Source organism: Proteus sp. PR00224, from assembly GCF_016238105.1.
In the GTDB taxonomy this organism is placed as follows: Bacteria; Pseudomonadota; Gammaproteobacteria; order Enterobacterales; family Enterobacteriaceae; genus Proteus.
This window is the reverse complement of sequence record NZ_JAEHQU010000002.1, coordinates 137,030-164,007: the sequence shown is the minus strand read 5'-3', so window position 1 is coordinate 164,007 and position 26,978 is coordinate 137,030. Positions and strand designations below refer to the sequence as shown.

23 protein-coding genes and 1 tRNA gene are annotated in these 26,978 nt (G+C 36.4%); 17 read left to right on the top strand and 7 right to left on the bottom strand.

Annotated features, from left to right (window positions below):
- Positions 1–1,153: 1,153 nt before the first annotated feature.
- Positions 1,154–1,456 carry a helix-turn-helix domain-containing protein gene (locus JEP71_RS04120; protein ID WP_196533856.1) on the top strand — a complete coding sequence of 101 codons (303 nt, stop codon included), beginning with the start codon at positions 1,154–1,156 and terminating at the stop codon, positions 1,454–1,456.
- A gap of 923 nt (positions 1,457–2,379) precedes the next feature.
- Here JEP71_RS04120 and phsC read toward each other — a convergent pair.
- The 4 genes from phsC to JEP71_RS04100 form a co-directional block, all read right to left on the bottom strand.
- Complete coding sequence (gene phsC, locus JEP71_RS04115) at positions 2,380–3,159, bottom strand: thiosulfate reductase cytochrome B subunit (RefSeq protein WP_198625809.1); 780 nt, start codon at positions 3,157–3,159, stop codon at positions 2,380–2,382.
- Complete coding sequence (locus tag JEP71_RS04110; protein ID WP_198625808.1) at positions 3,156–3,734, bottom strand: 4Fe-4S dicluster domain-containing protein; 579 nt, start codon at positions 3,732–3,734, stop codon at positions 3,156–3,158. Before JEP71_RS04110 ends, phsC begins: the two co-directional genes overlap by 4 nt.
- A gap of 13 nt (positions 3,735–3,747) precedes the next feature.
- Complete coding sequence (gene phsA, locus JEP71_RS04105; RefSeq protein WP_198625807.1) at positions 3,748–6,027, bottom strand: thiosulfate reductase PhsA; 2,280 nt, start codon at positions 6,025–6,027, stop codon at positions 3,748–3,750.
- Between the two features lie 879 nt (positions 6,028–6,906).
- Positions 6,907–7,710 carry a sulfite exporter TauE/SafE family protein gene (locus JEP71_RS04100; protein ID WP_198625806.1) on the bottom strand — a complete coding sequence of 268 codons (804 nt, stop codon included), beginning with the start codon at positions 7,708–7,710 and terminating at the stop codon, positions 6,907–6,909.
- 104 nt (positions 7,711–7,814) lie between these two features.
- Here JEP71_RS04100 and JEP71_RS04095 point away from each other — a divergent pair, with 104 nt between their 5' ends.
- From JEP71_RS04095 to mlaA, 5 genes are all read left to right on the top strand, one after another.
- A complete protein-coding gene (locus tag JEP71_RS04095) occupies positions 7,815–8,591 on the top strand; it encodes an AraC family transcriptional regulator (protein WP_109370937.1) in 777 nt (258 codons plus the stop codon).
- Between the two features lie 196 nt (positions 8,592–8,787).
- A tRNA-Arg gene (locus tag JEP71_RS04090) sits at positions 8,788–8,862 on the top strand.
- Between the two features lie 188 nt (positions 8,863–9,050).
- A complete protein-coding gene (locus JEP71_RS04085) occupies positions 9,051–9,347 on the top strand; it encodes a fused DSP-PTPase phosphatase/NAD kinase-like protein (protein ID WP_198619747.1) in 297 nt (98 codons plus the stop codon).
- 224 nt (positions 9,348–9,571) lie between these two features.
- Complete coding sequence (locus JEP71_RS04080; RefSeq protein WP_198625805.1) at positions 9,572–9,766, top strand: hypothetical protein; 195 nt, start codon at positions 9,572–9,574, stop codon at positions 9,764–9,766.
- A gap of 208 nt (positions 9,767–9,974) precedes the next feature.
- Complete coding sequence (mlaA, locus tag JEP71_RS04075; protein WP_109370934.1) at positions 9,975–10,712, top strand: phospholipid-binding lipoprotein MlaA; 738 nt, start codon at positions 9,975–9,977, stop codon at positions 10,710–10,712.
- A gap of 78 nt (positions 10,713–10,790) precedes the next feature.
- Here the strand turns inward: mlaA and fadL are convergent, their stop codons facing one another.
- A complete protein-coding gene (gene fadL / locus JEP71_RS04070) occupies positions 10,791–12,146 on the bottom strand; it encodes a long-chain fatty acid transporter FadL (protein ID WP_198625804.1) in 1,356 nt (451 codons plus the stop codon).
- Between the two features lie 345 nt (positions 12,147–12,491).
- Here fadL and JEP71_RS04065 point away from each other — a divergent pair, with 345 nt between their 5' ends.
- From JEP71_RS04065 to sixA, 4 genes are all read left to right on the top strand, one after another.
- Positions 12,492–12,788: a YfcZ/YiiS family protein gene (locus tag JEP71_RS04065; RefSeq protein WP_006533378.1), complete on the top strand. Its 297-nt coding sequence runs from the start codon at positions 12,492–12,494 to the stop codon at positions 12,786–12,788.
- A gap of 234 nt (positions 12,789–13,022) precedes the next feature.
- Positions 13,023–14,327 carry an acetyl-CoA C-acyltransferase FadI gene (gene fadI / locus JEP71_RS04060; RefSeq protein ID WP_109370932.1) on the top strand — a complete coding sequence of 435 codons (1,305 nt, stop codon included), beginning with the start codon at positions 13,023–13,025 and terminating at the stop codon, positions 14,325–14,327.
- Positions 14,327–16,483 (top strand): fatty acid oxidation complex subunit alpha FadJ, encoded by a 2,157-nt coding sequence (gene fadJ / locus JEP71_RS04055; protein ID WP_198619750.1) that lies wholly within the window; start codon positions 14,327–14,329, stop codon positions 16,481–16,483. Before fadI ends, fadJ begins: the two co-directional genes overlap by 1 nt.
- A 387-nt stretch (positions 16,484–16,870) precedes the next feature.
- Positions 16,871–17,344 (top strand): phosphohistidine phosphatase SixA, encoded by a 474-nt coding sequence (gene sixA, locus JEP71_RS04050; protein WP_196533845.1) that lies wholly within the window; start codon positions 16,871–16,873, stop codon positions 17,342–17,344.
- An 88-nt stretch (positions 17,345–17,432) separates the two neighbouring features.
- On the opposite strand, the gene smrB is transcribed toward sixA, so the two are convergent.
- A complete protein-coding gene (smrB, locus tag JEP71_RS04045) occupies positions 17,433–17,975 on the bottom strand; it encodes an endonuclease SmrB (RefSeq protein WP_109370928.1) in 543 nt (180 codons plus the stop codon).
- Between the two features lie 643 nt (positions 17,976–18,618).
- Between smrB and prmB the strand changes: the two genes are divergently transcribed.
- The 7 genes from prmB (at position 18,619) to JEP71_RS04010 (ending at position 24,519) form a co-directional block, all read left to right on the top strand.
- Positions 18,619–19,488, top strand: a complete 870-nt coding sequence (prmB, locus tag JEP71_RS04040) for a 50S ribosomal protein L3 N(5)-glutamine methyltransferase (protein WP_232797528.1) — start codon at positions 18,619–18,621, stop codon at positions 19,486–19,488.
- Positions 19,489–19,582: 94 nt separating this feature from the next.
- Positions 19,583–20,668: a chorismate synthase gene (aroC, locus tag JEP71_RS04035; protein ID WP_198625803.1), complete on the top strand. Its 1,086-nt coding sequence runs from the start codon at positions 19,583–19,585 to the stop codon at positions 20,666–20,668.
- A gap of 168 nt (positions 20,669–20,836) precedes the next feature.
- Positions 20,837–21,637, top strand: coding sequence for a sulfite exporter TauE/SafE family protein (locus JEP71_RS04030; RefSeq protein WP_198619753.1), 801 nt, complete (start codon positions 20,837–20,839; stop codon positions 21,635–21,637).
- A 17-nt stretch (positions 21,638–21,654) separates the two neighbouring features.
- On the top strand, positions 21,655–22,209 hold the full coding sequence (locus tag JEP71_RS04025) for an elongation factor P hydroxylase (protein ID WP_088495095.1): 555 nt from the start codon (positions 21,655–21,657) through the stop codon (positions 22,207–22,209).
- Positions 22,210–22,363: 154 nt separating this feature from the next.
- Positions 22,364–22,636 (top strand): YfcL family protein, encoded by a 273-nt coding sequence (locus JEP71_RS04020; protein WP_109370924.1) that lies wholly within the window; start codon positions 22,364–22,366, stop codon positions 22,634–22,636.
- A gap of 328 nt (positions 22,637–22,964) precedes the next feature.
- The gene (locus tag JEP71_RS04015) at positions 22,965–23,861 is read left to right on the top strand and encodes a hypothetical protein (RefSeq protein ID WP_198625802.1); all 897 of its coding nucleotides are present in this window, start codon (positions 22,965–22,967) and stop codon (positions 23,859–23,861) included.
- Positions 23,862–23,970: 109 nt separating this feature from the next.
- Entirely contained in the window at positions 23,971–24,519 is a 549-nt protein-coding gene (locus JEP71_RS04010) for a GNAT family N-acetyltransferase (RefSeq protein ID WP_198625801.1), read from the top strand.
- Between the two features lie 207 nt (positions 24,520–24,726).
- Here JEP71_RS04010 and mnmC read toward each other — a convergent pair whose 3' ends face one another.
- Positions 24,727–26,775 carry a bifunctional tRNA (5-methylaminomethyl-2-thiouridine)(34)-methyltransferase MnmD/FAD-dependent 5-carboxymethylaminomethyl-2-thiouridine(34) oxidoreductase MnmC gene (gene mnmC, locus JEP71_RS04005; RefSeq protein WP_198625800.1) on the bottom strand — a complete coding sequence of 683 codons (2,049 nt, stop codon included), beginning with the start codon at positions 26,773–26,775 and terminating at the stop codon, positions 24,727–24,729.
- Between the last annotated feature and the right edge of the window lie 203 nt (positions 26,776–26,978).

Genomic DNA, 26,978 nt, shown 5'->3' with positions numbered 1-26,978 from the left:
AGAAAATTGTGCATTTAGTAGGAATATAAATTATATAAAAATATTAATGTTTATTTTACCCTAAGAATAACTCTTATATGGAATAGGTGTGATTACTTAGGACGTAAAAAGATTAATTTTTGTTTTTTTTAACAAAATTAGATCATGCTAAAGGCGATATTTAATAGTTCATTCCCTCGTTAATTTGGCTTAAGATGCGATGATTACACTATTTTTGTAATGCATCAAATACGGGTATTTGAGTGAAAAAGAAAGAATAGTATTTTATGCTCATAAAAAGAATGGTTTTTATGGTAATAAGCATAATCTTCAAATAACTTACTGATAAAACAAAAATATTTATATTCACATTCACCTTTTTTCTATTTCATAAAGAAGATTTTTAATCTAATTGAAAATTAAAATAAGTTATTCATTAATAAAAATTCAAAAAAAATGCGTAATTAAATCTATAATTTTTTATTCTGGAGTAATAAAGAATTGTGGATCTTGAAATATATTTAGTTGAAAGAGTAAGGGTTTATGCTTATATAAATTAATTAACAAATGTTTAAAATGAGATTTATATCCATATTTCAATGTAATGCATGTAATTCATTGAAATTAAAGTGTAATATTGACTTTTTTATAAACTCATCAGATTTCATTGATATTGCTTAAGCTATTTAATAAAAATAAGAAAATCGTTACCTTTATGAGGTTAATTTATTATTTTAAATAAATTAGACTGATATAAGTTGATTTATTTTTACACAATTCAAACAATCGCACTTTAAATTAAGCTTGTAGTAGATAATAATTCTAATTAATGAGTAAAGTTTAAGGGAAAAAAAGCGTAATTTTATAAATAAAATATTTTAAATGCATGAAAATAAAGGAAATATACCATTATCCTAGGTATTCTTTACTAGTGTGAGTAAATCATTGTGCTTGCACTGTCTTTTTTCGACTAGTTGAAAGTGTTTAAATGCGTAGTATATTATTTACATATGATAAGTCATGTTATGAATTGTAATATTTCTTATCTACTAAAAATAATATTTTATTAAAACAAAAAGGTGTCCTCGATAGTATATATTTTTATATATTATTACGCAGGAACACACCATTATAAAATTAGATATCAATCAAAGTGAAAAGCGAGAACAATATTATGAGTAGCAAGTATCCAGTCGCTTATGCAGTTGGACAAAAAATTAAGTCATTAAGAAAATCTCAAGGTTATACTGTATTTCAGTTAGCAAAAGAGATTGATATTAGTGAACAACAGTTATTTCGTTATGAGCGTGGTGTAAACCGTATTGATATTGATTGCTTAGTTAGAGTACTTGAAGTACTAGGCGTTAATATTGGTAGCTTCTTTGAAGAAGTAACAGGTGGAATAGCTCAAGAAACTGAGCGTAATGAACAACATATTCCAGCTCATTTCGATAGCAAGGCTCTTTCTATCTTCTAATAATATTCTTAAATTAGAAAGTAACTCATTTTAGAATAACTAAATTGAGTAAGATAATTCTTATATGTAAGTGTGTCTCTCTGGTTAGTTAATAATAAGAATTTTCTTAATAGATGAAATAAAGCCTCTATATGAAACCAATGCCCTTATTAGGGCATTTTACGTATATAGAGAATGAGAATTTTTAATTTTAAGAAAAAAAGAATAATTTTATTACAAATGAACTGAGAATTTCATACTTAGAGAAATATATTCTCGTATTTATTTGTATGAGAAAAAAACAGCTAATTAATACTTGTTTAGAATAAGCTTCCCATAAAATTACCTCTTATATTACCCACCATGATTTCACCTCCTGATAACATTTTTGAAGCTATTAAACGGATAACTTATGCCTTTTATACCAATAAATTTAAAAAGAATGAATTTTAATATGATAAAGACAAAATGTGTGCGTTGGAGGAAATACGTTATTAGATCAAAATTTAAGTATTTATCATTAAATGACTATCTATGGATAATAGTAGTTAATATCACATTGGGATGGACTATTGTTGCCTCTTCGCTGTGAATATGAAGAGACGGTAACAGTTAGTCTTTGAGAGGTTTAAACATTAATGTGACAGCAGGACTTAATCCATTTTCGGTATGATTTGATCCACCAGCACGATAAGCTGTTTGATAACCAATTGCTGCACTCATTTGCCAATCTTCATGATACCCATCGCAAATGCAATGTATATCATTGCATAAATATTTATATAGCGAGAGTGGGCGCCGACTATACACCGAATAACATGTAAATAAAATGATATATTTGCTAATAATAAAACTATAAAATTATTTCTGAATTAAGATCAAAAAAATGCCCGTTCAAACGGGCATTTTAGGAAATGAAACGTAACAGAAGGAATATTGAGAAATTAATGCTCTGTTTTTTCTGCTATGGAACCATGATCATCATGTTTCTGGTGACGGTGATGACCATCGATCATGCTACGGAATGTTTGAGTGAAAGTATCACCCAGTGTACATAAGTAGAAGTGTGCACAAATAAACATTAATGCCACTATTCCTAATACTAAGTGTGCTTTTAGCATCCAATAGCCATAACCGAGGACTTCAGGATATAAACATAATAATCCAGTAACAAGTAACAGTGGCACTAAACCAAACATCACACCTAAGTAAGCGAGTTGCTGAAGTGGGTTAAATTTATCAGTTTCAGTTGCTGCGAAAGGATGTGGTTCACCTTTCATTATACCGTAAAGATAAAAGCGAGCTTGTTTGATACAACGACCAATTAATCCGCTAAATCTTACTTTGTAATGCACACCGTTACTGGTTGTTAGATTGATAAAAATAAAACTAATCCAGAACGCGATAAGTACAAAACCACAGATCTTATGTAATAGCACCATTGAAGTGACATTTCCGATAGAGAAATGCCCTAAAAATCCGCTTAATAGTAATAGGATAAACAGTAAAGCATTACCCCAGTGCCAAAAACGAATTGCTTTAGAATATAAATAAACTCGCTCTTCTTCATAATGACCAGAGTGTTTTGGTGCAAGGGCATAGCGTAGTAAGCCATGAATAACTAATACTGCTATCATAGCAACGATTAATAAACCAGCTGCCATTAACCATACAGGCCAATAATCTGGCGTATAATGGAGTTCTGCTCCCCAGATACTAGTCATGCTTTATCTCCCTGATGGATTTCTTTACGACGGAATAAACTTGGTTTTCCGACATTATCTAATTGGTATTGATAAACGGATTTTTGTTTGATCCAAGCCTGAATTTCAGGTGAGTCGATGCGACCAAAAGCAAGTGCATCTGTTGGGCATACTGATACACATGCAGGTAATTCACCCTCAGATAATCGAGTATCAGAACAGAAGTTGCATTTGTCTGCGATATGCGTCATTGGATTGATATAACGAACATGGTAAGGACAAGCACCAACACAGTAATCACAGCCGATACACAGCTCTTTTTTCACCTGAACGATACCATTCTCATCAATAAAAGAGGCACCAGTAGGACAAACAGAAACACAAGGTGCATCCTCACAATGCTGGCAAGAAACACGGAAAAATTGGTAATGTGGGTTACCCGCTTCGTCGTCATGAGGACCTTGAATTTGGACTTGAAGTCGGCTAAATCCTTCTGGAATGTCATTGATGACTTTACACGCAACAGTACAAGCTTGGCAGCCAATACAACGTTTCTCATCATGTAACATGACAAATTGTTTATCATTATTGTTCATCGTTATTTTTTCCTTAAGCCCGACTAATTCTGACACCTGATGTATGCACATCAGTACCTGATACAGGACTAATTTCATGAGGTAATAAGTTGCCACAGTGAACGCCTGTTGTAGTCGCTGCTGTTTTCGCACCTGCTTTTGCACCTGATCCCATATAAACAAATACGGTGTCAGGGCGAATGCCTTCAGTGATCAAAGCATGTGCTTTTTCTTTGCCTATACTGTTTTCCAGAATGATTTCATCACCATGTTTAATTCCATGATTTTTAGCTGTTTCAGGGTGTAGCCAAACTGGGTTTTCCCACATTAATTCAGCTAATAATGGTACGTATTGTGTTGCACCATTAGTATGAACGGCGACTTTACCTTGGATAAAATAAAGCTCGTCTTTTTCTTTTAATGGGAAGTTGTGGAAGCGTGGAATACCATAGTTTTCTAAACGGCTTTCTAATTCTTCAGAGTAAATTTCAATTAAGCCACTTGGTGATTTAAATGAGAGAGCTTTTTCCATCATATCATTGTCATCAACATGCTTAATCGCATCAGGATATTGTTCTACGAACGCTTTAACATAGGTAGGTTCACGTAATAGCAATGGAATACCATAAGATAAATAGCCTTTTTTATGGATTTCTTTATACAGTGCCTCATCGCCATTAACTTGATACAACTGACGAACTCCCATATTTTCCCAAGGAAAATATTGGCTTAGACCTAATTTTTTACCTAGTTCCATCCAAATTAACCAGCTTGGTTTTGTATCGCCAATAGGTTCAACAACTTGCTGGCGTAAGGCATAAGCAGGATTTAGCCCTGAAACATCAGAAATCTCTTCATCACGCTCTAAATAAGTGGTTTCAGGTAACAGATAATCTGCATAAGCAGCACTTTCACTTAAATACACATCACAGCTAACAATTAAATCTAATTTCTGTGCTGCTTTTTCCAACTCTGGACGACAACTGACCGTTTGGAATGGATTATGACGAGACATAATCCATGCTCTTGTTTGATACGGCACACCATCTAAAGTTGAATCAATAATGGACTGAACAATACCACCACCTTTATTGATGTATTTGAACTGAGGTGCTGTTGCATCAATGCGTTTTGCGGTAATTTCAGGCATACCTTTAACGCTTGGTTTCGCTAATTCAGGAGCAACATTAATGCCTGCTAATTTATTATATTTTGAAGCTGCTTTTTTCTGATACATACCGCCTTCACGTTCAATATTGCCGAGTAAGGCATTGAGGGTGAAGATCATTCTGCGCATATTGATTTCTTCTTTATTAAAGGTTGCGCGGTGACCAGGCATAATCAGTGCATGAGGTGCTTTTGCTGCTATTTCGCGTGTGATACGAACAATATCTTCAGCGGGAACATCAGAATGTGCTTGAGCCCATTCAGGTGTTGTATCTTGTAAAACGTCTTTTAATTGTGGGAAGCCAACGGTAAATTTCTCAATAAAATCTTTATCGTAAAGATCTTCTTTAATAAGAATATGGCTCATTGCCATTAAAACAGGTAAATCCCCGCCAGGGCGGATTGCGAACCACTCATCTGCTTTACTTGAAACGACAGATAAACGAGGATCAAAACTGACTAGTTTTGCACCACGCTCTTGGGCGCTCATTAGTTCGTGTGTTTCAGAGACTTCAATACCTTCATAAAGGTTATGACCGAAAGAGATAATATACTTAGAATTTGCTAAATCCATCGCAAGATCGCCACCCATCATCACTGATGCTGCAATGGCTTTACCCGCAGGGCAAGTCGATGCGTGTGTAAACGTGTTCGGTGAACCAAATGCGGCTGCCAAATGGAAAAGGTGAGAAGAGAGTGAACCTGATTTAGATGAAAAAGAGATACTTTCTGCACCATAATTTTGTTTTATGGCATTCATTTTTTCTGCAATTTCTTGATAAGCTTGTTCCCAGCTTATTACTTCCCATTCACCAGCACCTCTAGGGCCTTTGTGTTTCATGGGTTTGACAATCCGATTTGGATCATTAACTAGGCTAACGCCACTTCCACCTCTTGCACAAACTCGGCTACTTTGGTGTTCCGCATTTCTATTTCCTTGGATAAAAACGGTCTTGTTGTTAACAACCTGAGCTTCTATCGGACAACGATAAGAACACATTTCACACAGGCTAGGTGTTAATTTTGACTGACCCTTAAGAGAATCTACAGGATTAAATGCAAGTGCACCTGGTGGTAAACTACTCACGGTACAACCCACACATCCTATTCCCATCCCCTTAATAAAAGAACGACGACTAATACTCATATAACCTCCAGTTTCTTCTTATAGCTAAATATTATATACAGACAGTTAAATAAATATTTGAAGGCGTCTCCATTTTATTAATCCATAAGTGATGACTTGGTTGTAAATAATAAATAATAGAGAATAAGACGTTAATAAATGTCACTAAATAATTTAACTAAAATAGACAAAATCAAATGATAATTATTTTCCTCCATTGGATACTATTATAAAAGTTTGGAGAAGAAATAGGAGATTTTAAGGGATATAACAGTTGTAGATTGTTCTTTTAAATTCACTAGCTTATATTATCAATCTATTTTATTAAAGTGTATTTAAAATATATGATTAATAATAATTTAAATTTGACAAAAAAGCCTATCGATATATAATTATTTATATATCGGAAATTCGTTATATTGTAAATAATTTGTTATTTAAAAATCAGAATAAATAATGTTTTTTATTTTGTTTAAATCCAGTTTCTTCTTAAATTATTTTCTTTTGAAAAACAGCTAACTTATTATTTTGATGATAAATACAAATAAAAAAGAAAAATAAATTGGTGATTAATAATACAAAAAAGGCTCAGTAAAACGTGAACAAACTGATGCTAAATACGAGACAATTTATAAATTATTGTTCATTATGTTTAAATATTAATTAATGATATTAATAGTTATGGAACTGTATCGTGATTGTCAAAAAGAGATATTTTTTGTTTTATGTGTCTTAATATCATTAATGCTAAGTGAAGGTGCGTAGGAAAAAGATAAGGTGAAATGTTAAAAAATGGCGATTTTTTGAATACTAAAAACCACCATTTGCCACTATTTTATGTGTAGCCATTATTGTTTTTTTCGTTGTTTATTGCCTTTGTCTCTTCATAGAAGAAAGGATTTAAAACAGCATGACAATCAAAACAAGACTCAGTAACAGAGGATAGACTCTTGCATGCCATTTGTCGGGAATACGAGATAAAAAGCGTTCAGAGATCTTCAAGCCAACCCAAGTGCTACAAATCAGAATAAGTGCAGCTTTTAGCCAAATATAACCAATAAAACCAGATTCACTATTTAAAGGTGACGTAAAAGAGAGGGCGACATAAGTGAATGTTGCAGTGAGTGCTAAAGGTAAGGTTAATGCATTGGCGATTGCTGCTGATTGTGCCATTGGTGTTCCTCTACGGCGCAATAAAGGTACTGTCATCACACTTCCACCAACCCCTAGAAAAGCGGCAATAATACCAATTACTGTACCATTAATGCTTTCTTTTGCTTTGGTCACTTTTTTTGAGTTGTGAGTAGGAGCCATAAAACCGGGGCGAAAATAGCAGTCTAATATAGTGACAAAAAGATAACCAATAAAGATCCATTTGATCCACACACCTTCAACTGTTAAGGCGAGAAGAGCACCTAAGATCCCACCAAAAGCGATACCAATAAACAAAATGGACATGATATTCCAATCAAGCCTTTTGGCCTTATGGTGTTTAATGGTTGTGACTGTCGCAGAAAACAACATAATTAATGCAGAGGTAGCAACTGCGATTTGCATAGCATGTTCAGCAGGTAAACTGTCTATTCCCCAGAGTGTAAGAATAAGTGTATAGAGTAAGGGAACAGTGACAAAGCCACCGCCAAAGCCAAATAACCATGTTGTGATGCCTGAAATTAAACCAAAAGAAATCAGCCAGAGTGTCATTTCAAATCTCCTGTTGAGTCAGGAGATTAACAATATAGAATAAAATGATGGCTTACCCACGCGATAATGACAAATTTATACGAATTTAGGACAATTTAAATATTATGCGTAATATCGATATCAACAGTGTGGATAACCTTCCTCGTGATATTTTAGCATTAGGCTCTGATTATCCTTATGACACATTACTTGAAGCTCACCATCATCGACGAGCTCAATTTTTATATGCCCCTAATGGGGTAATGAAAGTTAAAACAGAAGATGGTCAATGGATTGTATTACCTTACAGTGGTGTGTGGATCCCAGCAGAAAAGGTACATCAAGTACTGATGTTGGGGAGTAGTACTTATAGTCTCTATATTGAGCCTAATAAAATTCCTCGTCACTCAGAATATTGTGAGGTTTTACAAGTTTCCCCTCTGCTTCATCAGCTATTACTTTCGGCCAATGAACTTCCTTTACTTTATGATTTAGGTGGACGAGATAGTGCATTATTGACTTTGCTTTGTCATGAATTAGCTCATGCTAAGCCATTGCCTTATTTTACACCATTACCGCAACATGCTTTATTAGATGAATTGTGTACTGAATTTATGTCACAACCTAATATTCGCACGACACCAGAAATGTGGGCTGAAAAATTAAATAAGAGCCTACGTACTTTTACCCGTCTTTTTCATAAAGAAACGGGTCTTTCTTTTCGAGACTGGCGTCAAAAAGCGTGTTTAATGTATGCGTTAACCGCTTTAAAGAGAGGTGATTCAGTTACTGAAGTTGCTTTAGAACTGGGTTATGAAAATCCGAGCGCCTTTAGTGCGATGTTTAATAAAGAGATGGGATATTCACCGAAATTGTTTTTAAAACAACTGAAAGAGTTTTAATAGAACAGACATATATAAGAACAAACCATAATCATTGATGCTGATATTTATCAGATGGTTTTTAAGCCAAATTACATTGTTCAAAAAAGAAACAAAAAAATTCCTTCCAATATCAGTGCGTTAAAACTTGATTAATAGAGAGTGAGGGGGGTAGAATATAGCCCGTCCATCAGTTGTACTTAATTTTATTACGTATGTTCCCTTAGTTAAATGGATATAACAAGCCCCTCCTAAGGGCTAGTTACAGGTTCGATTCCTGTAGGGAACGCCATCTATTACCCATCCTGTAAATTTAAATATTATTCCTAGAGCAGTGTTTATCAGTTCACGCTATTATCACCCTTGTTTTACTTCTTCGTTCAATCACCAATAATAAATTTAGGTTTTTATATGGACATAAAATCAATTAATGATATTCGATATCTGTAATTTTTATTTATTACTTATTTTTTTCTACTGGTGGGGTGTAACTCTAGGCTAATTGATATTCTTGTACCTCCTGAAAATTTCTATCAAGTTTCAGAAAAAGTTTATCGTTCAGGACAGCCAACACCGGGTGAAATGAAATGGTTAGAAGCCCAAGGCATCAAAACGATTATTAACTTACGCGAATATCATAGTGATAGTGATGATGCAAAAGGGACACAATTAGAAACCTTCCAAGTAAAAATGAACGCTAATAGAATTACTGATAAGGACGTTATTGAGATATTGCGTAAAATAAATAGCACGTCTGATCCTGTATTTTTTGTTTAAAAAATAAATTACTGCTAGATTTTATTTAGTCTATTTATAAGGTTTATTTTTATGTCATATTATACAACTTTTCCAGCAATTATTATTACCATCACTTAGTGGTGGTAATTGATTGTATTTAAGAACTCTCCTGATGAGCGTTTTTTTTATTTAAATTCCTTATCTGGCTTAAAGATAAGGAGAGGAAAATTTTCACTACTGAAGAATTGGAACAATATACCCAATTGCTAACGCAATTAATAACCAATGCAGACCAAGCTGTTACTGACGAAAATCTTGAGTATTTAGTGAATTTTTATACTGAAAATGGCACGTTAGTGGTTAAAGATGATTTTCATATTTCTGGTAAGCCCTCACTAAAAAAGCATTTTTCATATTTAGATCCAGAAGAGCTATTAGCGATAAAAGAATATAATTAAATCACACCATGTATTTTTATATTAGCCTAATAATATTGGGCTAATATTTTAAATCAGCTCGATAAGGTAATCACAAAACCCGAATTATCTTATAAGATCAAAACCTAATAAAAGTACCACTTATCATGCATTGACAGTATTATGTGTAGAGTTTATGAATATGCGAACTATGATGCTGCTCATCATAAGATAATTAGCGGAGAACATTATGAAGTATCGCCTGTGCGGTGTTGCTCTTTCAGTCGCCTTACTTTCAGGATGTGCAAGTACCCCTAATAATGGGGAGGGGCGCTCTGACCCATTAGAAGGGTTTAACCGCCAGATGTTTGATTTTAACTACTATGTTTTAGACCCCTATATCTTACGTCCAGTTGCCGTTGTTTGGCGTGATTATGTGCCACCACCAGCAAGAAATGGCTTATCTAACTTTTTAGGTAATTTAGAAGAGCCTGCAAGTATGGTAAACAGCGTATTGCGTGGTGACTTTGAAAAAGGTGCAAAACATTTTGGTCGTTTCTGGATTAATACCGTTTTTGGTATGGGCGGTTTAATAGATGTTGCTGGCATGTCTAAAGAGACGATGGAAAAAGAAGTCCCAATGCGATTTGGTAGCACATTAGGGCATTATGGTATGGATTATGGCCCTTATGTTGTTGTTCCGGGCTATGGTAGCTTTACTGTCCGTGAAGAAGGTGGTGATTGGGCTGATTTAACGTATCCTATGCTGAGCTATTTAACATTTTGGATGTCGGCGGGTAAATGGGCATTAGAAGGCATTGAAACACGAGCACAATTGCTCGACTCTGATGCAATTTTACAAAACTCGTCTGATCCTTATCTAATGATGCGTGAAGCCTATTTCCAAAGTAATGACTTCCAAGCGGGTACAGTAAAAGAAAACCCTAATGCGAAAGCTATCGAAGATGACTTAGATTCCATTGACTAACCTTTGCTGTTAGTTTTATGTATAAATAAAAAAATGGTCTTAAAAAAGACCATTTTTTGTATAAAAATACAGTGGAAATTAAAAACGGTAGTTAAAGTTCATACCGTATAACCATGCTTTACCTGATGATTCAAATTCATAAGCAGGCAATGGTAAATCTTCAGATAATTTCTCTTTGATTGTGACTTTTTTACCGTGCATATACGCTAAGCCCACATCAACAGACATATCTTTATTAAATGCGTAAGTTGTACCAGCACTTAACCAGAAGCGATCTTGGTCTGGAATGGAAATAGAACGTTTATCAGCGGGAACTGGGCTATCATCAAAGGCAATACCGGTACGGAATGTCCAGTTATCATCGTGATAATAGGTTGTACCTAAAGCCACACGCCATGCATCACGGAAGCCTTCTTCTTTCTTAAACAGTTGTTGACCATCGCTCTTACGTGTTGCTCTTAACTCTTCAAACGCACTCCAACTGGTGTAAGCGAAGTTATAGTGAACAGCCCATTTTGGTGCGACACGGTGGTAAGCTGCAAATTCCCAAATTTCAGGTAGGTTAAGATCCAGCTTACCTTTAATGGTTTCGCCGTTAGTGCCGACAATTCCCATTCCTTCGAGTTGTGGAATAGGGCGCAAATCACTTTGATATTCACCGTCTTTAAATTTCACTTTTACTTTAGAGCGATAAGTGAAGCTAATACGGTTACCTTCATCAAATTCGTATAATAGACCTGCGTTCCAGCCAAAGCCCCATGCATCACCTTTTAACTGAGCAAAGCGATCGCTAGGAGATAAGCTTGATAAATAACCACCTAATTGTTCCATGCCAGGCTTTTGAGATAATGCGCCACCTAACACTTTACCCGCTTCACCAACATGACGAGTAATTTCCGCATCAGCGTAAAGAGCATTTAACCCTAAACCTACACTAAATTGGTTATTTACACGGTAACCTGCACTTAAGTTTAAGTTCATGGTTTTCAGATCAGTTTTACCGCCGATAAGTCCTGCAGGATAATCGTTAGGGAAATCTGTCGCTAAACCAAAGTTTGTTGTACCTGATGCGCCAATGGCCCATTTATCATTGATGGGTGCTACAAAGTGGATATTAGGTACTAATGCACTTGGTGCGATATCTTTTGCAGTGGTATCAGTACCTGTAAGAGGTGATTTACCTTTAACATCAACGCCTGGGTTAATGAGAATAGCACCGACAGAAAATTCGGGGCGATCAAACATAGTCAGTGCAGCTGGGTTTCGGCTACCTACGCTTGCGTCATCGGCAATAACGCCTTCCCCTGAAAATGCACGCCCTAGTGCTGAAGTTGAATATTCATTTAACTGAAAACCGGCAGCGCCTGCTTGAGAGGAGATTGCTCCTACAATGGCAGCTAGTGCTGTGCGAGTAAACAGGTTTTTACGGTTCATGACCTAAACCCTCATAATTTTTTTAAGTTAGTAACTTCTGATTAGAAGCGCTGGATTTTAGGTGCGGTTGTCGTTATGACAAATCAGACCAGTTGATTAAGTATAAAGTTGATCACCCTAAATGTTGCAAGTATGTTTTACAAATATTTCCATTTTGATTCAATAATTGGGATTTGGTTAACATATTTTTCACAAAATATCCCGATAAAGATGTTTTTGATTGTTAAATAAACAGAAAAATCAATTATTTTTGTAAAATTGTAATAAAATTTGAGCTAAAGCAGTTTATTTTATTTTTTTATGATTATGATAGATAATTAACATTTCTTTCGTTGGGAGACTAAAATGGCAGACGCAATTAATCGTTGTAGTGCAGAAGAAACCGCTGCTTGCTGTTGTGTAGATGTGGGTACTATTATTGACAATAAGAATTGCACAGCGTCATATCAGCATGTCTTCGCTGATAAAGTACAGGCGCAAGCAATGTTAGATCAACTTAGTGCAAAAGCACAATCTATCGCTTCAGAGCCTTGCAAAATTAATCAACAATTTGCTGATGTTGATGGTGGTGTTCAACTAACCGCTGATTTTACATTCTCTTGTGAAGCAGAAAACCTAATTTTCCAGCTGGGATTACGTTAATCCTCTGAAATTAATAGATTTAAGGCTGTTGAAATTCAACAGCCTTTTTTATCTCTCTCGATCACACCATTATCTTTTCTATCATTATTGTTAAGTTTCAGACATTTCATCGAAATATTGAGCGCTAACTCCCACTTCTCGTAAAATGACGTTTCTGAAAAGTGAAATTTTTGTTAACACTATTATCAGGTCAGACCTCTTTGGTGTTAGGAAATCATTTTGTCAGGAGCCGTTATGAAGTCATCAACGAACAGTGCTATGAAAGATCGCATCGCCATTGTCAGCGGGCTACGTTTACCTTTTGCTAAACAAGCGACTGCGTATCGAGGAATACCTGCGGTTGAATTAGGGCGTTCAGTGGTTCAAGAATTAGTGACTCGCAATGAAATTCCTCCCGAAATTATTGATCAACTTGTTTTCGGACAAGTGGTTCAAATGCCAGAAGCACCTAATATTGCTAGAGAAATAGTGCTCGGTGCAGGATTAAGTGTAAAAACTGATGCTTATAGTGTAACAAGAGCATGTGCAACAAGCTTTCAGGCGATTGCTAATGTTGCTGAAAGTATGATGGCAGGACATGTCTCTGTCGGTATTGCTGGTGGCGCAGATTCGTCTTCAGTTTTGCCTATTGGTGTTAGTAAAAAGCTTGCAGATGTTTTATTAAGTCTTAATAAGGCTAAATCATTAGGTCAACGATTAAGTTATTTAAGCCAATTACGATTTCGAGATTTGCTCCCTGTAGCGCCTGCCGTTGCTGAGTATTCAACAGGATTACGCATGGGAGACACCGCAGAGCAAATGGCAAAGACTTATCATATTTCTAGAGTTGCTCAAGATGAATTAGCACATCGTTCCCATCAATTAGCAACTAAAGCATGGGAGATGGGAAAACTAAATGATGAAGTGATGACCGCTTTTTTTCCGCCTTACAAAGAAGGTTTCCATCAAGATAATAATATCCGTAAAAACTCTGTTCTTGATTCTTACGCCAAACTAAAACCGGCATTTGATCGTCGACATGGTAGTGTCACCGCCGCAAACAGTACGCCATTAACGGATGGCGCAGCCGCGGTATTAATGATGAAAGAATCTGTTGCTAAAAGTCTTGGTTATCAACCTTTAGGTTATTTACGCAGTTATGCTTTTACAGCGACAGATGTCTGGAAAGATATGCTATTGGGGCCATCATATGCCACACCACTTGCGCTTTCTCGCGCAGGTCTTGCATTGAGTGATCTAACGTTAATTGATATGCATGAAGCTTTTGCCGCACAAACACTCAGTAATTTGACGCTGTTTGCCAGTGAACGGTTTGCTAAAGAGCAACTAGGATTATCCAAGGCGATTGGAGAAGTGGATATGGATAAATTTAATGTACTAGGCGGTTCTATTGCTTATGGACATCCCTTTGCTGCGACTGGCGCAAGAATGGTCACACAGACACTACATGAGCTTAAACGTCGAGGTGGAGGTTTTGGGTTAACCACTGCTTGTGCTGCGGGTGGATTGGGTGCAGCGATGATTTTGGAGGTGGAATAATGGAACAACAAACAACACTAGAAAAATCATCTGTTTTTCAGTTCTCAGTTCGTAATGACAAAGTGGGTGTTATCAGCATCGATGTTGTTGGTGAAAAAGTAAACACGCTAAAAGCAGAGTTTGTGCAGCAATTTCAAGATGTTTTAAGGCAAGCTCAGCAACATTCTGGTGTAAAAGGATTAATTATCACCTCAGGTAAAACAGACAGTTTTATTGCGGGTGCGGATATCTCCATGATTGCGGGTTGTAAAACTAAAGAAGAGGCGAGTGCATTAGCAAAAGCAGGACAGGATCTTTTTACTCAACTTGAAAACTACCCATTGCCAGTTGTGGCCGCTATTAATGGCGCATGCCTTGGCGGAGGGCTTGAATTGGCCTTAGCCTGTCATGGGAGAATTTGTTCTGATAATAGCAAAACGCGTTTAGGGCTTCCTGAAGTGCAACTTGGATTGCTGCCTGGTTCCGGTGGTACTCAACGCTTACCACGTCTTATTGGTGTGACATCTGCGTTAGATATGATCTTAACGGGGAGACAAGTTAATGCGAAGAGAGCCTTAAAATTAGGTCTTGTAAATGATGTTGTCTCACAAGATATTCTATTAGAAGTTGCTGCTAAATGGATTTTATTGGGTAAAAAAGAACAGAAAAAACATTCAGTGATGGATCGTTTTTGGGCCAATACAACGTTAGGTAGAAATATTCTTTTTGGGCAAGCGAAAAAACGTACATTGGCAAAGACAAAAGGCCACTATCCAGCAGCAGAGCGTATTCTTCATGTTATAGAACGTGGTCTTGAAAAAGATATTCAAGCAGGGTTTAAAGAAGAGGCAAATGCGTTTGGTGAACTTGCTATGACGCCAGTTTCATCTGCATTAAGACATCTCTTTTTTGCTTCTACGGCACTTAAGAATGAGACAGGATCATCCGAAAAACCAGATAATTTGCATCATATCGGTATTTTAGGTGGTGGATTAATGGGTGGTGGTATTGCCTTTGTCACGGCGACAAAAGGTAATTTACCAGCAAGAATTAAAGATATCAGTGATAAGGGAATTGCTCAGGCACTTAATTATAGTTGGAAAGCGCTTTCAGCCAAAGTGAGTAAAAAAAGATTATCTGCACGTGAACGTCAGCGCCAAATGGGGTTGCTCTCGGGCTCCTTGGATTACAGCGGTTTCCATCAATCAAATATTATTGTTGAAGCTGTTTTTGAAGATCTTGCTTTAAAACAGAAGATGGTCGCAGATATTGAAGGCGTGGGGAAAGGTAAAATTATTTTTGCTTCAAATACCTCTTCGCTTCCTATTCATAAAATTGCAGAAACAGCAAAATACCCAGAAAAAGTGATCGGGCTTCACTATTTTAGTCCAGTAGAAAAAATGCCTTTGGTTGAAGTTATTCCACATGAAAATACGGATGAAAAAACGATTGCTACAACGGTAGCTTTTGCTAAAAAACAGGGCAAAGTTGCAATAGTTGTTGGTGATAAACCTGGATTCTACGTCAACCGTATCCTTGCTCCTTATATCAGCGAAGCATTGACCTGCTTAGTACAGGGGGAGCCTATTGAGAATATTGATAAAGCACTTGTCCAGTTTGGTTTCCCTGTAGGGCCTATTCAGTTATTGGATGAAGTGGGTATTGATATTGGCACAAAAATAACACCAATATTAGTGAATGCATTTGGTGAAAGATTTGCCTCTCCTCCTGCTGTGGATGCCATTATTGCTGATGATAGAAAAGGTCGTAAAAATGGACGAGGTTTTTATCTTTATGCAAAACATGCATTACCTTTCTCATTCAGTAAAAATAAAAAACAACCTGATCCAGCCATATATCGACTATTACAAATTAAGCCTAAAAACCAATTGTCTTCCTCTGAAATTACGGAACGCTGTTTATTATTAATGTTAAATGAAGCGGTTCGTTGTTTAGATGAGAATATTATAAAGCAACCACGAGATGGTGATATTGGTGCTGTATTTGGTATCGGTTTTCCTCCTTTTTTTGGTGGCCCATTCCGTTATATGGACAGTATGGGAACAACAAAGGTGGAAGAAAAACTTAACCAACTTGCCGATAAATATGGAGAAAAATATCGCCCTTGTGAGCGTTTAGTGGAAATGGCTAAACGAAATGAACGTTTTTACGATTAATATCATCTCTTTACCATTGCTTTTTCCTTTTGTGACATTTGTTTTGATTGAGGCGCTTAGGCGCCTTTTTTCTTGTACTCTTTGCGTCAGATTAATAATTGGTGAATTTTTAATGGAAAAAGAGGTCGAAAGTGTTAATTATAGCCAGATATGGCAAAATAGTTATTTGAAAATAAATTTAAAAACAAAGCTTTTTAAAATAAAATTCTGAAAATGATGTTAATTTGTAAACCAAGGGCATGACCTTAAAAAGATTAATAATGCTATTGCAATTAGGGTATTGACGATTTTATATGGGAACATATTGATTTAAAATGAATTAAATTAAGTATCTTACAAGTGTAAATACCAGTAATTACAAAAATAAAATAGGTTTAATAATTTACTATGCAAATTTTTATTATGCGCCACGGAGAAGCGGCTCTTGATGCTGCTAGCGATGCACTAAGACCACTGACTGAACGTGGGAAAAGTGAATCAATAAAAATGGCTGAATGGATGACAACGCAGGGACATACAATCGATTATGTTTTAGTTAGTCCTTATTTACGTGCTCAACAGACATTGGATGCCGTAAAAGCAGATTTAGCGCTACCTAGTAAAATAGAAATAGATGATGGGCTTATCCCCGGTGGTAATCCTTCACATGTTGCACATTACTTACGTGCCTTGGGAGATACAGGATATAAAAATATTCTTGTTATTTCTCACTTACCTTTAGTTGGCTATGTTGTCGCTGAACTCTGCCCAGCTGTGTGTGCTCCTATGTTTTCAACATCAACCATTGCTTGTGTTGATTTTGACTTATCAAAAGGAGCAGGGGAGTTGCTATGGCAAGTGTCACCCTCAACATTGAAATGAAATTTAAATCAATTATCTAAGAAAGTAATTAACACCTTATTTCACCTGATAGGTGATTTAAGGGTTAATGCGATAGAATTTTTGGGGTTTAGCGGCGAGCGATATCGTCGTTTTCCACTAAGACTAATAATGCAGCATCGCCTCCCCATTCTTTTGGGGCTTGATGAAAAGCGATTACATCAGGGTGTTGTGCTAACCAAAGTGGCGTTTGTTGTTTTAAAATATGTTTGCCATGACCATGCATAATACAGGCACAATAAACATGCTCTCGTCTACATGCCGCAATTAATGCGCCAATCTCTTGTTTTGCAATTAGTTGTGTTAATCCATGCAAATCTAGAAAAAACTCAGGTACATAATCACCACGACGTAGTTTTTTTAATTCATAAGCATTAGCGCCTTCTCTTAAATAGCGCATGGGGCCTTCTGTGGCTAAGTTAGGTTGAAATTCATCTGAAAAATAATAAGAGGCGTCAACTTGCTCTTGTTGTAAACGTTCAACAGCGTAGTGTGTCACTTTTTTACGTTTTGGTGAATGAAGTATTTTATCTTGAGCTAATTTCTTAGTGCCTTTTATCATCTCCTGAAATAACTCAATTTCAGAAGGTGGCAATGAAAATTTTTTATTCATTTTTTACGATTCTTCATAGTGTTACTGTCTTTATCAGGCAATAGTACATGAAATAGTGTTAGAGATAAAAAATATAGACTATAAATTTAGCATAAAAAAAGGCAGGGAATTTACCCTGCCGAAATAGTCACATAGTTAGCAAATATAGGCTGGTTAACAAGTTGCTCTACTCATGATATCTGTGGAACATAAAACGTTGTTATATCTTCAGGTTGCGATAAAAAACGATAAATTGATATCAAAAATAGTCTTTAAAATTAGCTATTTGCTTTAAAATGACTGCATATCGAATGAAAAAAATCTATAGGCGCATTTAGTACACAGTTAATTCTTTCATGTTTTAAGTATGGTTCAATTTCATTAACTTGCTAATAAAAGTTAAATTAAAAGTATAAAACACTAATTTTTATTTATGGGTAGATCGTAAATTTTGCTTTTAATTAGCTGATTGAAGTTTAAAACCATAGTAAGTGTGTGGTTATGGTAAAGAGAATAATAATGTAGTGATGTTTTTTTATGGTTTCCCGCTGATTTATCGCCATCTTCATGGCAAACTACAGACTTTCTATTTCTTCAGAGGACAACAGTTTTGGATATAACACTAAAAGAGGAAGCGGTTGCTGATCTAAGCACTATCCTAGATATGTTACGTTGGGCTATGAGTCAGTTTAATTCATCTGATATTTATTATGGTCATGGCACAGATAACGCGTGGGATGAAGCATTACAGCTTGTATTACCAACCATTGCACTTCCTTTAGATATTCCAGATGCACTGTTATCAACCAAGTTAACAACTTCTGAAAAGATGGAAATCATTACGCTTATCGAAAGCCGAATTGAGCAAAAAATTCCAGTCCCTTATTTAACTCATAGCGCTTGGTTTTGTGGTCACGAATTTTATGTTGATGAACGTGTGCTTATCCCTCGCTCTCCTATTGGTGAATTAATCAATAACCATTTTGATGGTTTAATTCAGCAAGAGCCAACACGCATTCTCGACTTATGTACTGGAAGTGGCTGTATTGCGATCGCTTGTGCTCATGAGTTTGAAGATGCTGAAGTCGATGCGGTTGATATTTCTGAAGATGCTCTGGAAGTGGCTGAATTTAACATTGAAAATCATGGTTTAGTGCATCGTGTTTATCCAATGCAATCAGATCTATTTAACGCTATTGTTCCAACGCCTTACGATATTATTGTGACAAATCCTCCGTATGTCGACGTCGAAGATATGGGTGATTTACCTGATGAATACCAAGTTGAACCTGAATTAGCATTAGCTTCGGGTATTGATGGTCTAGATATTACGAGACAAATCCTACTAAAAGCCCCTGAATATCTGAGTGAAAAAGGTATTTTAGTCTGTGAAGTGGGTAATAGTATGGTTCATCTTATTGAGCAATTCCCAGAAGTTCCATTTACATGGCTTGAGTTTGAAAATGGTGGACTTGGTGTTTTCATGTTGACCCGTGAACAACTTGTTGAACACTCACACTGTTTTATCCAATGATAAACGTTGATGTAACAGCAATGAGACGGTAGATTGTTACTTATTGCAAATAACATATTGACAACATCACACAGTAAAAGATAGGAATAAAGGGATGGCAGGAAACAGTATCGGACAATTATTCAGAGTCACGACTTTTGGTGAGTCTCATGGTATTGCATTAGGTTGCATTGTTGATGGTGTACCTCCTGGATTGCCTTTAACAGAAGCTGACTTACAAGTTGATTTAGATAGACGTAGACCCGGAACATCACGTTATACCACTCAGCGCCGTGAACCTGACCAAGTGCGCATTTTATCAGGTGTATTTAATGGTGTTACAACAGGAACAAGCATTGGTTTACTGATTGAAAACACGGATCAACGTTCTCAAGATTACAGTGAAATCAAAGATGTTTTTCGTCCTGGTCATGCTGATTATACCTACGAGCAAAAATATGGTTTGCGTGATTATCGTGGCGGTGGGCGCTCTTCTGCACGAGAAACCGCAATGCGTGTTGCTGCTGGTGCAATCGCAAAAAAATACCTAAAAGAGAAAATGGGTATTGAAGTAAAAGGCTATCTTTCTCAACTAGGCCCAATTACTTGTGATCTTGTTGATTGGTCTATCGTTGAAACTAACCCGTTTTTCTGCCCCGACCCTTCTCGTTTAGAAGCACTTGATGAATATATGCGTGCGCTTAAAAAAGAAGGTAATTCGATTGGTGCAAAAGTGACTGTGGTTGCAGAGGGTGTGCCAGCAGGATTTGGGGAGCCAGTTTTTGACAGACTAGATGCAGACTTAGCACACGCATTAATGAGTATCAATGCTGTTAAAGGAATTGAAATTGGTGATGGTTTCGGTGTTGTGACATTAAAAGGCACTGAAAATAGAGATGAAATCACTAAGAGTGGTTTCACTAGCAACCATGCAGGTGGCATTTTAGGTGGAATTAGCAGTGGTCAGCCAATTGTTGCTCATATCGCTTTAAAACCAACATCTAGCATTACTATTGCTGGTAAAACGATAAATCGTGATGGCGAAGAAGTCGATATGATAACCAAAGGTCGTCATGATCCTTGTGTGGGAATACGCGCTATTCCGATTGCAGAGGCAATGATGGCAATTGTGTTGCTCGATCATGCATTGCGCCAACGTGGTCAATGTGGTGACGTTGTACCTCCATTAATGCAATGGTAATCATTCTACGTCAATAACGTAGTCGATAAACTGTTGTAAGTTTGATGTTAGCTTTAAAGGTGTGAGCGCCTAATTTTATTATGCTCAGATCGTGTTGCTGTAGCTTTTTTAAATAAATGAGATAAACACAGCAACACGTCCTTCATTCCTAATAATTCGGATAGATAAATGGATTGGCTCTTTTCAGATGGCATCTACCTTCTTCTCTTCTTTGTTGCTTTAATCGCAGGTTTTATTGATTCGATTGCTGGTGGTGGTGGGTTAATCACTATTCCAGCTTTGTTATCTGCTGGGATCCCGCCTGTTCAGGCTCTCGCAACGAATAAACTGCAATCGGTAGGTGGCTCGTTTTCGGCTACGCTCTATTTTATACGTCGAAAAGTTATTGATTTAAAAGCGCAGCGATTTGCAATTTTAATGACTTTTATTGGTGCGGTTTCTGGTGCCATGTTGGTGCAATTTATTAATCCAGAAATCCTTAAACAAGCGCTTCCTATTCTTACCATAGCTATTGGTCTCTATTTTCTTCTTACTCCATCAATAGGCGCTCAAGACAGTAAACAACGTATTGGCTACTATACATTTGGTGCAGTGCTTGGTGGTGGCGTCGGTTTTTATGATGGTATTTTTGGACCAGGAACAGGCTCTTTTTTCGCTTTAGGTTATGTCATGTTACTTGGATATAATCTTTCAAAAGCAACAGCTCATGCTAAGTTACTTAACTTCACCTCTAATTTTGGCTCTTTACTGTTTTTTATTATTGGTGGGCAGGTTATTTGGACTATTGGTTTAGTTATGCTTTGTGGACAGTTTATTGGTGCTCGCTTAGGTGCAGGTTTAGTATTAACAAAAGGGCAAAAATTAATAAGACCTATGCTGGTCATTATCTCCTTTTTGATGAGCATCAAACTCATACATGACAATCATGGCGATACTATTGCACTTTGGTTTTCTGCTCTTTTTAATTAGGAATAGATGGTTTTTAAATGTCAGCACATCATTATCAACAGTTAATTGATATCTTTAATCAATGTTTTAGCGAAAGTTTCCAAACCCGTTTAGTTAAAGGGGATGATGAGCCGATTTATTTGCCTGCAAATGAAGAGACACCTTATCACCAAATTATTTTTGCTCATGGTTTTTATGCCAGTGCATTACATGAAATATCACATTGGTGTATCGCCGGAGAGGCTCGTCGTCAACAAGTTGATTATGGCTACTGGTATTGCCCAGATGGACGAGATGAAACCACTCAAGGACAGTTTGAAGTTGTAGAAATCAAACCTCAAGCATTGGATTGGTTATTTTGCCAAGCTGCTGGTTATCCTTTTAATGTCAGTTGTGACAATTTAGAAGGTAACTTTGAACCTGACCGCTATGAATTTAGAAATAAAGTTAGAGAACAAGTACTCGCTTATTTACGAGATAAAAACACGCCACCTCGAGCACAGCTATTTATTAATGCGTTACATTTGTTTTACAATACCCCAGAGCTAACGGAAGAGATGTTTCCTTATCAGGAAAATCCTTTAGTTAATTAAGGATTGCGAGAATAACTATCGCCTATCCACTGTGAAGGTTTTACCCAATAGGGTGGAGTCTGAAGTAGTAAGGTTGCTAGAACATACGTATTTATGCTTTGCTAATACAAGGTAAATATAAAAAAGTAGCAACATTATATATTGAGGATAAATAATGCTTTCTGAGTATGAAGCGTACTTATTAGATAAAATTGATAGCCGTGTTGAACATGCCTCTGACGATGAGTTATTTGCAGGCGGGTATTTACAAGGCCATATTACACTGGCTATTGCTGAACTTGAGCAAGAAAATAACACACAGTTAGAAGCGTTAAGAACGCGTGTAGAAGAGAGCATTCAAAAGGCGATAAAAGCAGGCGAGCTTTCACCTCCAGATCAAGCGTTAGTTTTGTCTACATGGCATGATTTAGTTAACTCAATTAATTAATTCGGCATGTCTACTAAGAGAACAACCGGCATAAATCGGTTGTTTTTTTCTTTCTTAAAATCTTATTAAGATCACTGCCTCTAAGTTATATTTAAGATATTTACTGTTGAATTAGATTGGTTTTTATACAAAAATTGATCCTTACTATTTATCAATTGTTTTTATTTGATTTTTCAAAGTCGATGTATCTCTCATTGATTAAGCATAATAGTGCTATCTTTTGTAACTCCTTGCCATTTCTGTAAAATTACTTTTAAATGTTTTTTAGGAATGTTTCTCGGGATGCAAATGATTTGCATAGAATATTTATGATAAGGATAACGATACGATGAAAAATTTCTTTAAAATAGGACTACTGACTAGCGCTGTTTTATTTTTATCTGCTTGTGATCAACTTGATTTAGATAATAAAAAAAATAAGTTTTATTACAGTAATCCAAGTGAAAAAGTCATTAGTTTTAGCGTCGATGGTAAAGAATATCAGGTAGAGCCGGGTAAAAATGGCTACATAACACTATCACCTGGTGAGCATAATTTAAAAGATAGTGCCGGTAATGATGCTCGATTTATGGTTTATGACCATAATAATGGTGGCATATTAAATCCTGATAATTTTATGTATTACACCCTTTCTGAAGTTTATGCAGTTAAGGGAAAAACAGATCAATTTAAACCTGTCGATTACCCAGTTATTATTAATGGCTATGAATTTGAACTTCCAGTGCGTAGTACTAATGCCACATTAATTGATGGTAATGTTTTTCAGTGTACTTATGCCTTAGGCGAGCCATTTCCTAATGAAATTCGCACTCGCAATAAAAATAATGACGGTAGCATAAAAAACAAATGCTTTGATAAACCTGAATTTATTAAATATATTTCAGCGGAATACAGTAAAGATTTAGCTCCGTTTACTCAAGAAGATGAATATAACGATTCTGTTAATCTTGATTTAGACTATATGTTACCGACAGCAGAATTTACTGATCCTGATATTCAAGCTGAAGCAGAAGAGCTAGTTTCATTATTAAATCAAATTCAAGAAAGTGAAGATCCGAAGATCCATAACACATTAAAAGATAAACTTTATAAGGCGACACTCGCTGTCTCTAGCGCGTATGCTAATAGAGCCGTGAAAGACTCTGTAGAAGACAACAAGTATTATAATCAGTTTATGGAAGATAGTGGTAAATTTCAATCTTATGGCATATTACCTAAAGATTAACGATTTAAAAAATAAGAAATTATTTTAGCTTTAACATAAGCCATCCTACGGGATGGCTTTTTAATAAATTAAGCATAAAAGTATAAAAACACCTGAGCTGGAAAAAGAGATGACAACAACACAAAACGAAATAAAAAATAACGATATTACTCTTCGCCCCACACAAATTGATGATGCAATTAAATTGCCTGCTATCGAGCAATCAGCAGGGCAACTTTTTAGTACTTTAGAAGATTTAAGTTGGATAAGTGAGAGTGGCGTACAAAGTGTTGAAAAACATTTAGCCTTTATTAACCATAAAGGGCATTGGGTTGCGGTTAATAGTGATAATGAACCAGTTGGTTTTATTATGACGATGCCATTACCTGAAAGTTTATTTATTCATGAGTTGTCAGTGAGTGAAGCTTGGCAAAATAGAGGTATTGGTAAATTACTTATTCAAAAAGTAAAAGATGAAGCAAAGGCACATCAATTTAGTGCCGTTACGTTGACGACATTTCGCCATGTTCCTTGGAATGCGCCGTATTATCAACGCTTAGGTTTTTCTATTTTGTCAGAAAGCGAAATTCCTCATTCTTTGCAAGAAATCTTAAATAATGAAGTTGAAAGCGGGGGTTTTGTAAAAGAAACGCGCTGTGCAATGAAATTTGAGGTTTAGTTTTTTTATACAAAGAAACGTTTTTTAGCGAAAAACGCCGTAAACCCTCGGCCAATGCGGGCGGGGAGCAGTCACCATTAAAAGTAGCTACATTGTAGCTACTTTTATGGCGTTTGGAGGTATGATATGAGTTATTTGGCTAAAATATTTTCTTTTATTATTAATAATCATTTCAATTAAGTGCTTCAATACTACTTATCACCTTGGCTATTTCACTTCAATCGGTTTTCCTCGTAGTAATGCTCTTACCCAAAAACGATTAGGGTGTAAGGCATTCAATACATCATCTTCAACCGGAAAAGGTTCATCAAAAATTTGGCTTGCCAGAATTTCAGCTGATAAAGGCGCTGAACATAATCCACGAGAGCCCAACGCACTGATAATATAAAGTTGATGATAAGCAGGAGCTAAAGCGGGTGTTTGTCTTCTACGCTTAAATCTATCTAAGTGCGTGTATGCCACGCGCAATTTTTCGAAATCAGGTACTTCACCTAATAACGGTAGGTGATCGCGAATAGTGCAACGAATCCCAATTCGCGCTTCGTTTCGGCTAAAATCAACTTCTTTAACCCAAGGGGCTTTTGCTAAACACTGTATAAGATGAGCTTGGTTATTTTCTTGCTCTTGAGTCGAAATAGCTAAATCTAATCGATCGCGGCGAAAGCTTGCTCCTACACAATGCAAATTATCTTGGTGATCAACAGGCGTAAAATAGCCATCATAACAAAGTACCGTTTTTAGTTTTGATAATGTCTTTGTTGTTGGAATATGGCTAACTTGACCTCTAACTGCGCTAATGGGTAATTTTGCACTTTGAGTAAAGTCTGTGATTCGGTGTCCATTTGCCAAAATAACGCAATCATATTGTGATTGAAATTGTGTCGCACTCACTCCATCGTGATGAAGAATATCTAAGCACCAAGATGCTTTCTGCGCACTTATTTGAGTGACTTGATGATTAAATCGCAACGTTAAACCTAATTGTTCAGCGTATTTTAATGTATTGATCGTGAGCTCAGTCGGTGAAAGCCATCCCGCTTGTGGGTAAAACAATGCATCACAATTAACATCTATTCCGCTGAGTTTATTGATTTTATTTTCATCGAGATAACATGCTATTTGAGCAAAAGGTATAGAATTATCCATAATTCTCTGTGCTTTTTTACGAACTTTCTCGTTATAAATAATCTGTGCGACACCAGACCATTGATGTGAAAAAGGAATACCTGCTTTACTCAAATTGTCATAAGTGCGATGAGCAAATAGAAATGCGGTTGTGAAAAATTGTTCTAGTTCATCGGATTTGCCATTAAGTAAAGGATATAACACACCTTGTCGATTGCCTGAGGCATTAGTTGCAGGTTGTTTATCTTCACAATATAAGGTGACATTGGCGCCTCTTCTTAGGCACGAAAGTGCCGTAAATGTGCTGGCAATACCGCCACCTATAATTGCAATATTCTGTGCTTTGGTTGCACTTGGTCTTGCATAGTAAGGGAGAAACTCAGGGGATGGAGTATGTGGAAAAACACCTGTCAGCATCTCTCTTTTTTGACCAAATCCTTTGATTTTATTTATCTCAAAACCAACATTTTGCAAACCTCGTTTGACGATCCCTGCGGCGGTAAATGTTGCAAATGTGCCGTTTTCTCTCATTGAATCAGCCATCGATTGAAAGAGAGTTTCACTCCACATTTGTGGATTTTTAGAAGGAGCAAAACCATCTAAGAACCATGCATCCACTTTGTTATGTAGCGCTTGGCGAGTTTGGGGTAACAAGGTGTTGATATCACCAAACCATAAATCCAATGTGATTGTTCCATCAGCAAGAATAATGCGGTGGCAACCTGCAATGGCTAATGGCCATTGAGAACAAAGCGCTTGTGAATATTTTTCGAGTTCAGGCCAATGGCGATGTGCAGATAGTAAATCACTTTTAGTCAGAGGGAATTTTTCGAAACTTACATAATGAAGGCGTTTTAAACGAGAGTCAGGAGACGTTTGTCTAAATTGCTCGAAAGCTTGCCATAGTGTTAAAAAGTTAAGCCCAGTACCAAATCCTGTTTCTGCGATAACACATTCAGAGCGTACATGTGTACCAAAACGTGATGGAAAATGATTTCCATGTAAGAACACATGTCGAGTTTCTTCTAGACCGTCTTGGTTTGAAAAGTAAATATCGCCAAATTGTTCAGAGATAGGCGTACCAAGTTCATTCCAACTTAAAGACGCAGTATTTATCGGGCTATTATTCACGGAACTGCCTGTATTTCTCGAAAAAATTATCCAACATCTTAGCGCTGTTAGGTAGCTTGTGCCAGCCTTAAAGGGGAAAGCGTTTTATTAGGTTATCTGTATTTTTGTAAAAAAGATCCTGATCGGACTTGTTCGGCGTACAACTGTACGCTAAAGTGCTAGTCAGAAATCCCGCAGCTACAACTATTATTGTAAAGAGGTAT

Excerpts from the sequence above, each read along its gene's own strand:
- smrB (WP_109370928.1), bottom strand. The coding sequence starts at position 17,975 with ATGAATAAAAAATTTTCATTGCCACCTTCTGAAATTGAGTTATTTCAG.
- fadI (WP_109370932.1), top strand. The coding sequence starts at position 13,023 with ATGAAGTCATCAACGAACAGTGCTATGAAAGATCGCATCGCCATTGTC.
- JEP71_RS04095 (WP_109370937.1), top strand. The coding sequence starts at position 7,815 with ATGCGTAATATCGATATCAACAGTGTGGATAACCTTCCTCGTGATATT.
- JEP71_RS04010 (WP_198625801.1), top strand. The coding sequence starts at position 23,971 with ATGACAACAACACAAAACGAAATAAAAAATAACGATATTACTCTTCGC.
- JEP71_RS04030 (WP_198619753.1), top strand. The coding sequence starts at position 20,837 with ATGGATTGGCTCTTTTCAGATGGCATCTACCTTCTTCTCTTCTTTGTT.
- phsC (WP_198625809.1), bottom strand. The coding sequence starts at position 3,159 with ATGACTAGTATCTGGGGAGCAGAACTCCATTATACGCCAGATTATTGG.
- aroC (WP_198625803.1), top strand. The coding sequence starts at position 19,583 with ATGGCAGGAAACAGTATCGGACAATTATTCAGAGTCACGACTTTTGGT.
- sixA (WP_196533845.1), top strand. The coding sequence starts at position 16,871 with ATGCAAATTTTTATTATGCGCCACGGAGAAGCGGCTCTTGATGCTGCT.
- JEP71_RS04015 (WP_198625802.1), top strand. The coding sequence starts at position 22,965 with ATGAAAAATTTCTTTAAAATAGGACTACTGACTAGCGCTGTTTTATTT.
- JEP71_RS04100 (WP_198625806.1), bottom strand. The coding sequence starts at position 7,710 with ATGACACTCTGGCTGATTTCTTTTGGTTTAATTTCAGGCATCACAACA.
- JEP71_RS04120 (WP_196533856.1), top strand. The coding sequence starts at position 1,154 with ATGAGTAGCAAGTATCCAGTCGCTTATGCAGTTGGACAAAAAATTAAG.
- JEP71_RS04025 (WP_088495095.1), top strand. The coding sequence starts at position 21,655 with ATGTCAGCACATCATTATCAACAGTTAATTGATATCTTTAATCAATGT.
- JEP71_RS04020 (WP_109370924.1), top strand. The coding sequence starts at position 22,364 with ATGCTTTCTGAGTATGAAGCGTACTTATTAGATAAAATTGATAGCCGT.
- fadJ (WP_198619750.1), top strand. The coding sequence starts at position 14,327 with ATGGAACAACAAACAACACTAGAAAAATCATCTGTTTTTCAGTTCTCA.
- fadL (WP_198625804.1), bottom strand. The coding sequence starts at position 12,146 with ATGAACCGTAAAAACCTGTTTACTCGCACAGCACTAGCTGCCATTGTA.
- phsA (WP_198625807.1), bottom strand. The coding sequence starts at position 6,027 with ATGAGTATTAGTCGTCGTTCTTTTATTAAGGGGATGGGAATAGGATGT.
- mlaA (WP_109370934.1), top strand. The coding sequence starts at position 9,975 with ATGAAGTATCGCCTGTGCGGTGTTGCTCTTTCAGTCGCCTTACTTTCA.
- JEP71_RS04065 (WP_006533378.1), top strand. The coding sequence starts at position 12,492 with ATGGCAGACGCAATTAATCGTTGTAGTGCAGAAGAAACCGCTGCTTGC.
- prmB (WP_232797528.1), top strand. The coding sequence starts at position 18,619 with ATGTTACGTTGGGCTATGAGTCAGTTTAATTCATCTGATATTTATTAT.
- JEP71_RS04110 (WP_198625808.1), bottom strand. The coding sequence starts at position 3,734 with ATGAACAATAATGATAAACAATTTGTCATGTTACATGATGAGAAACGT.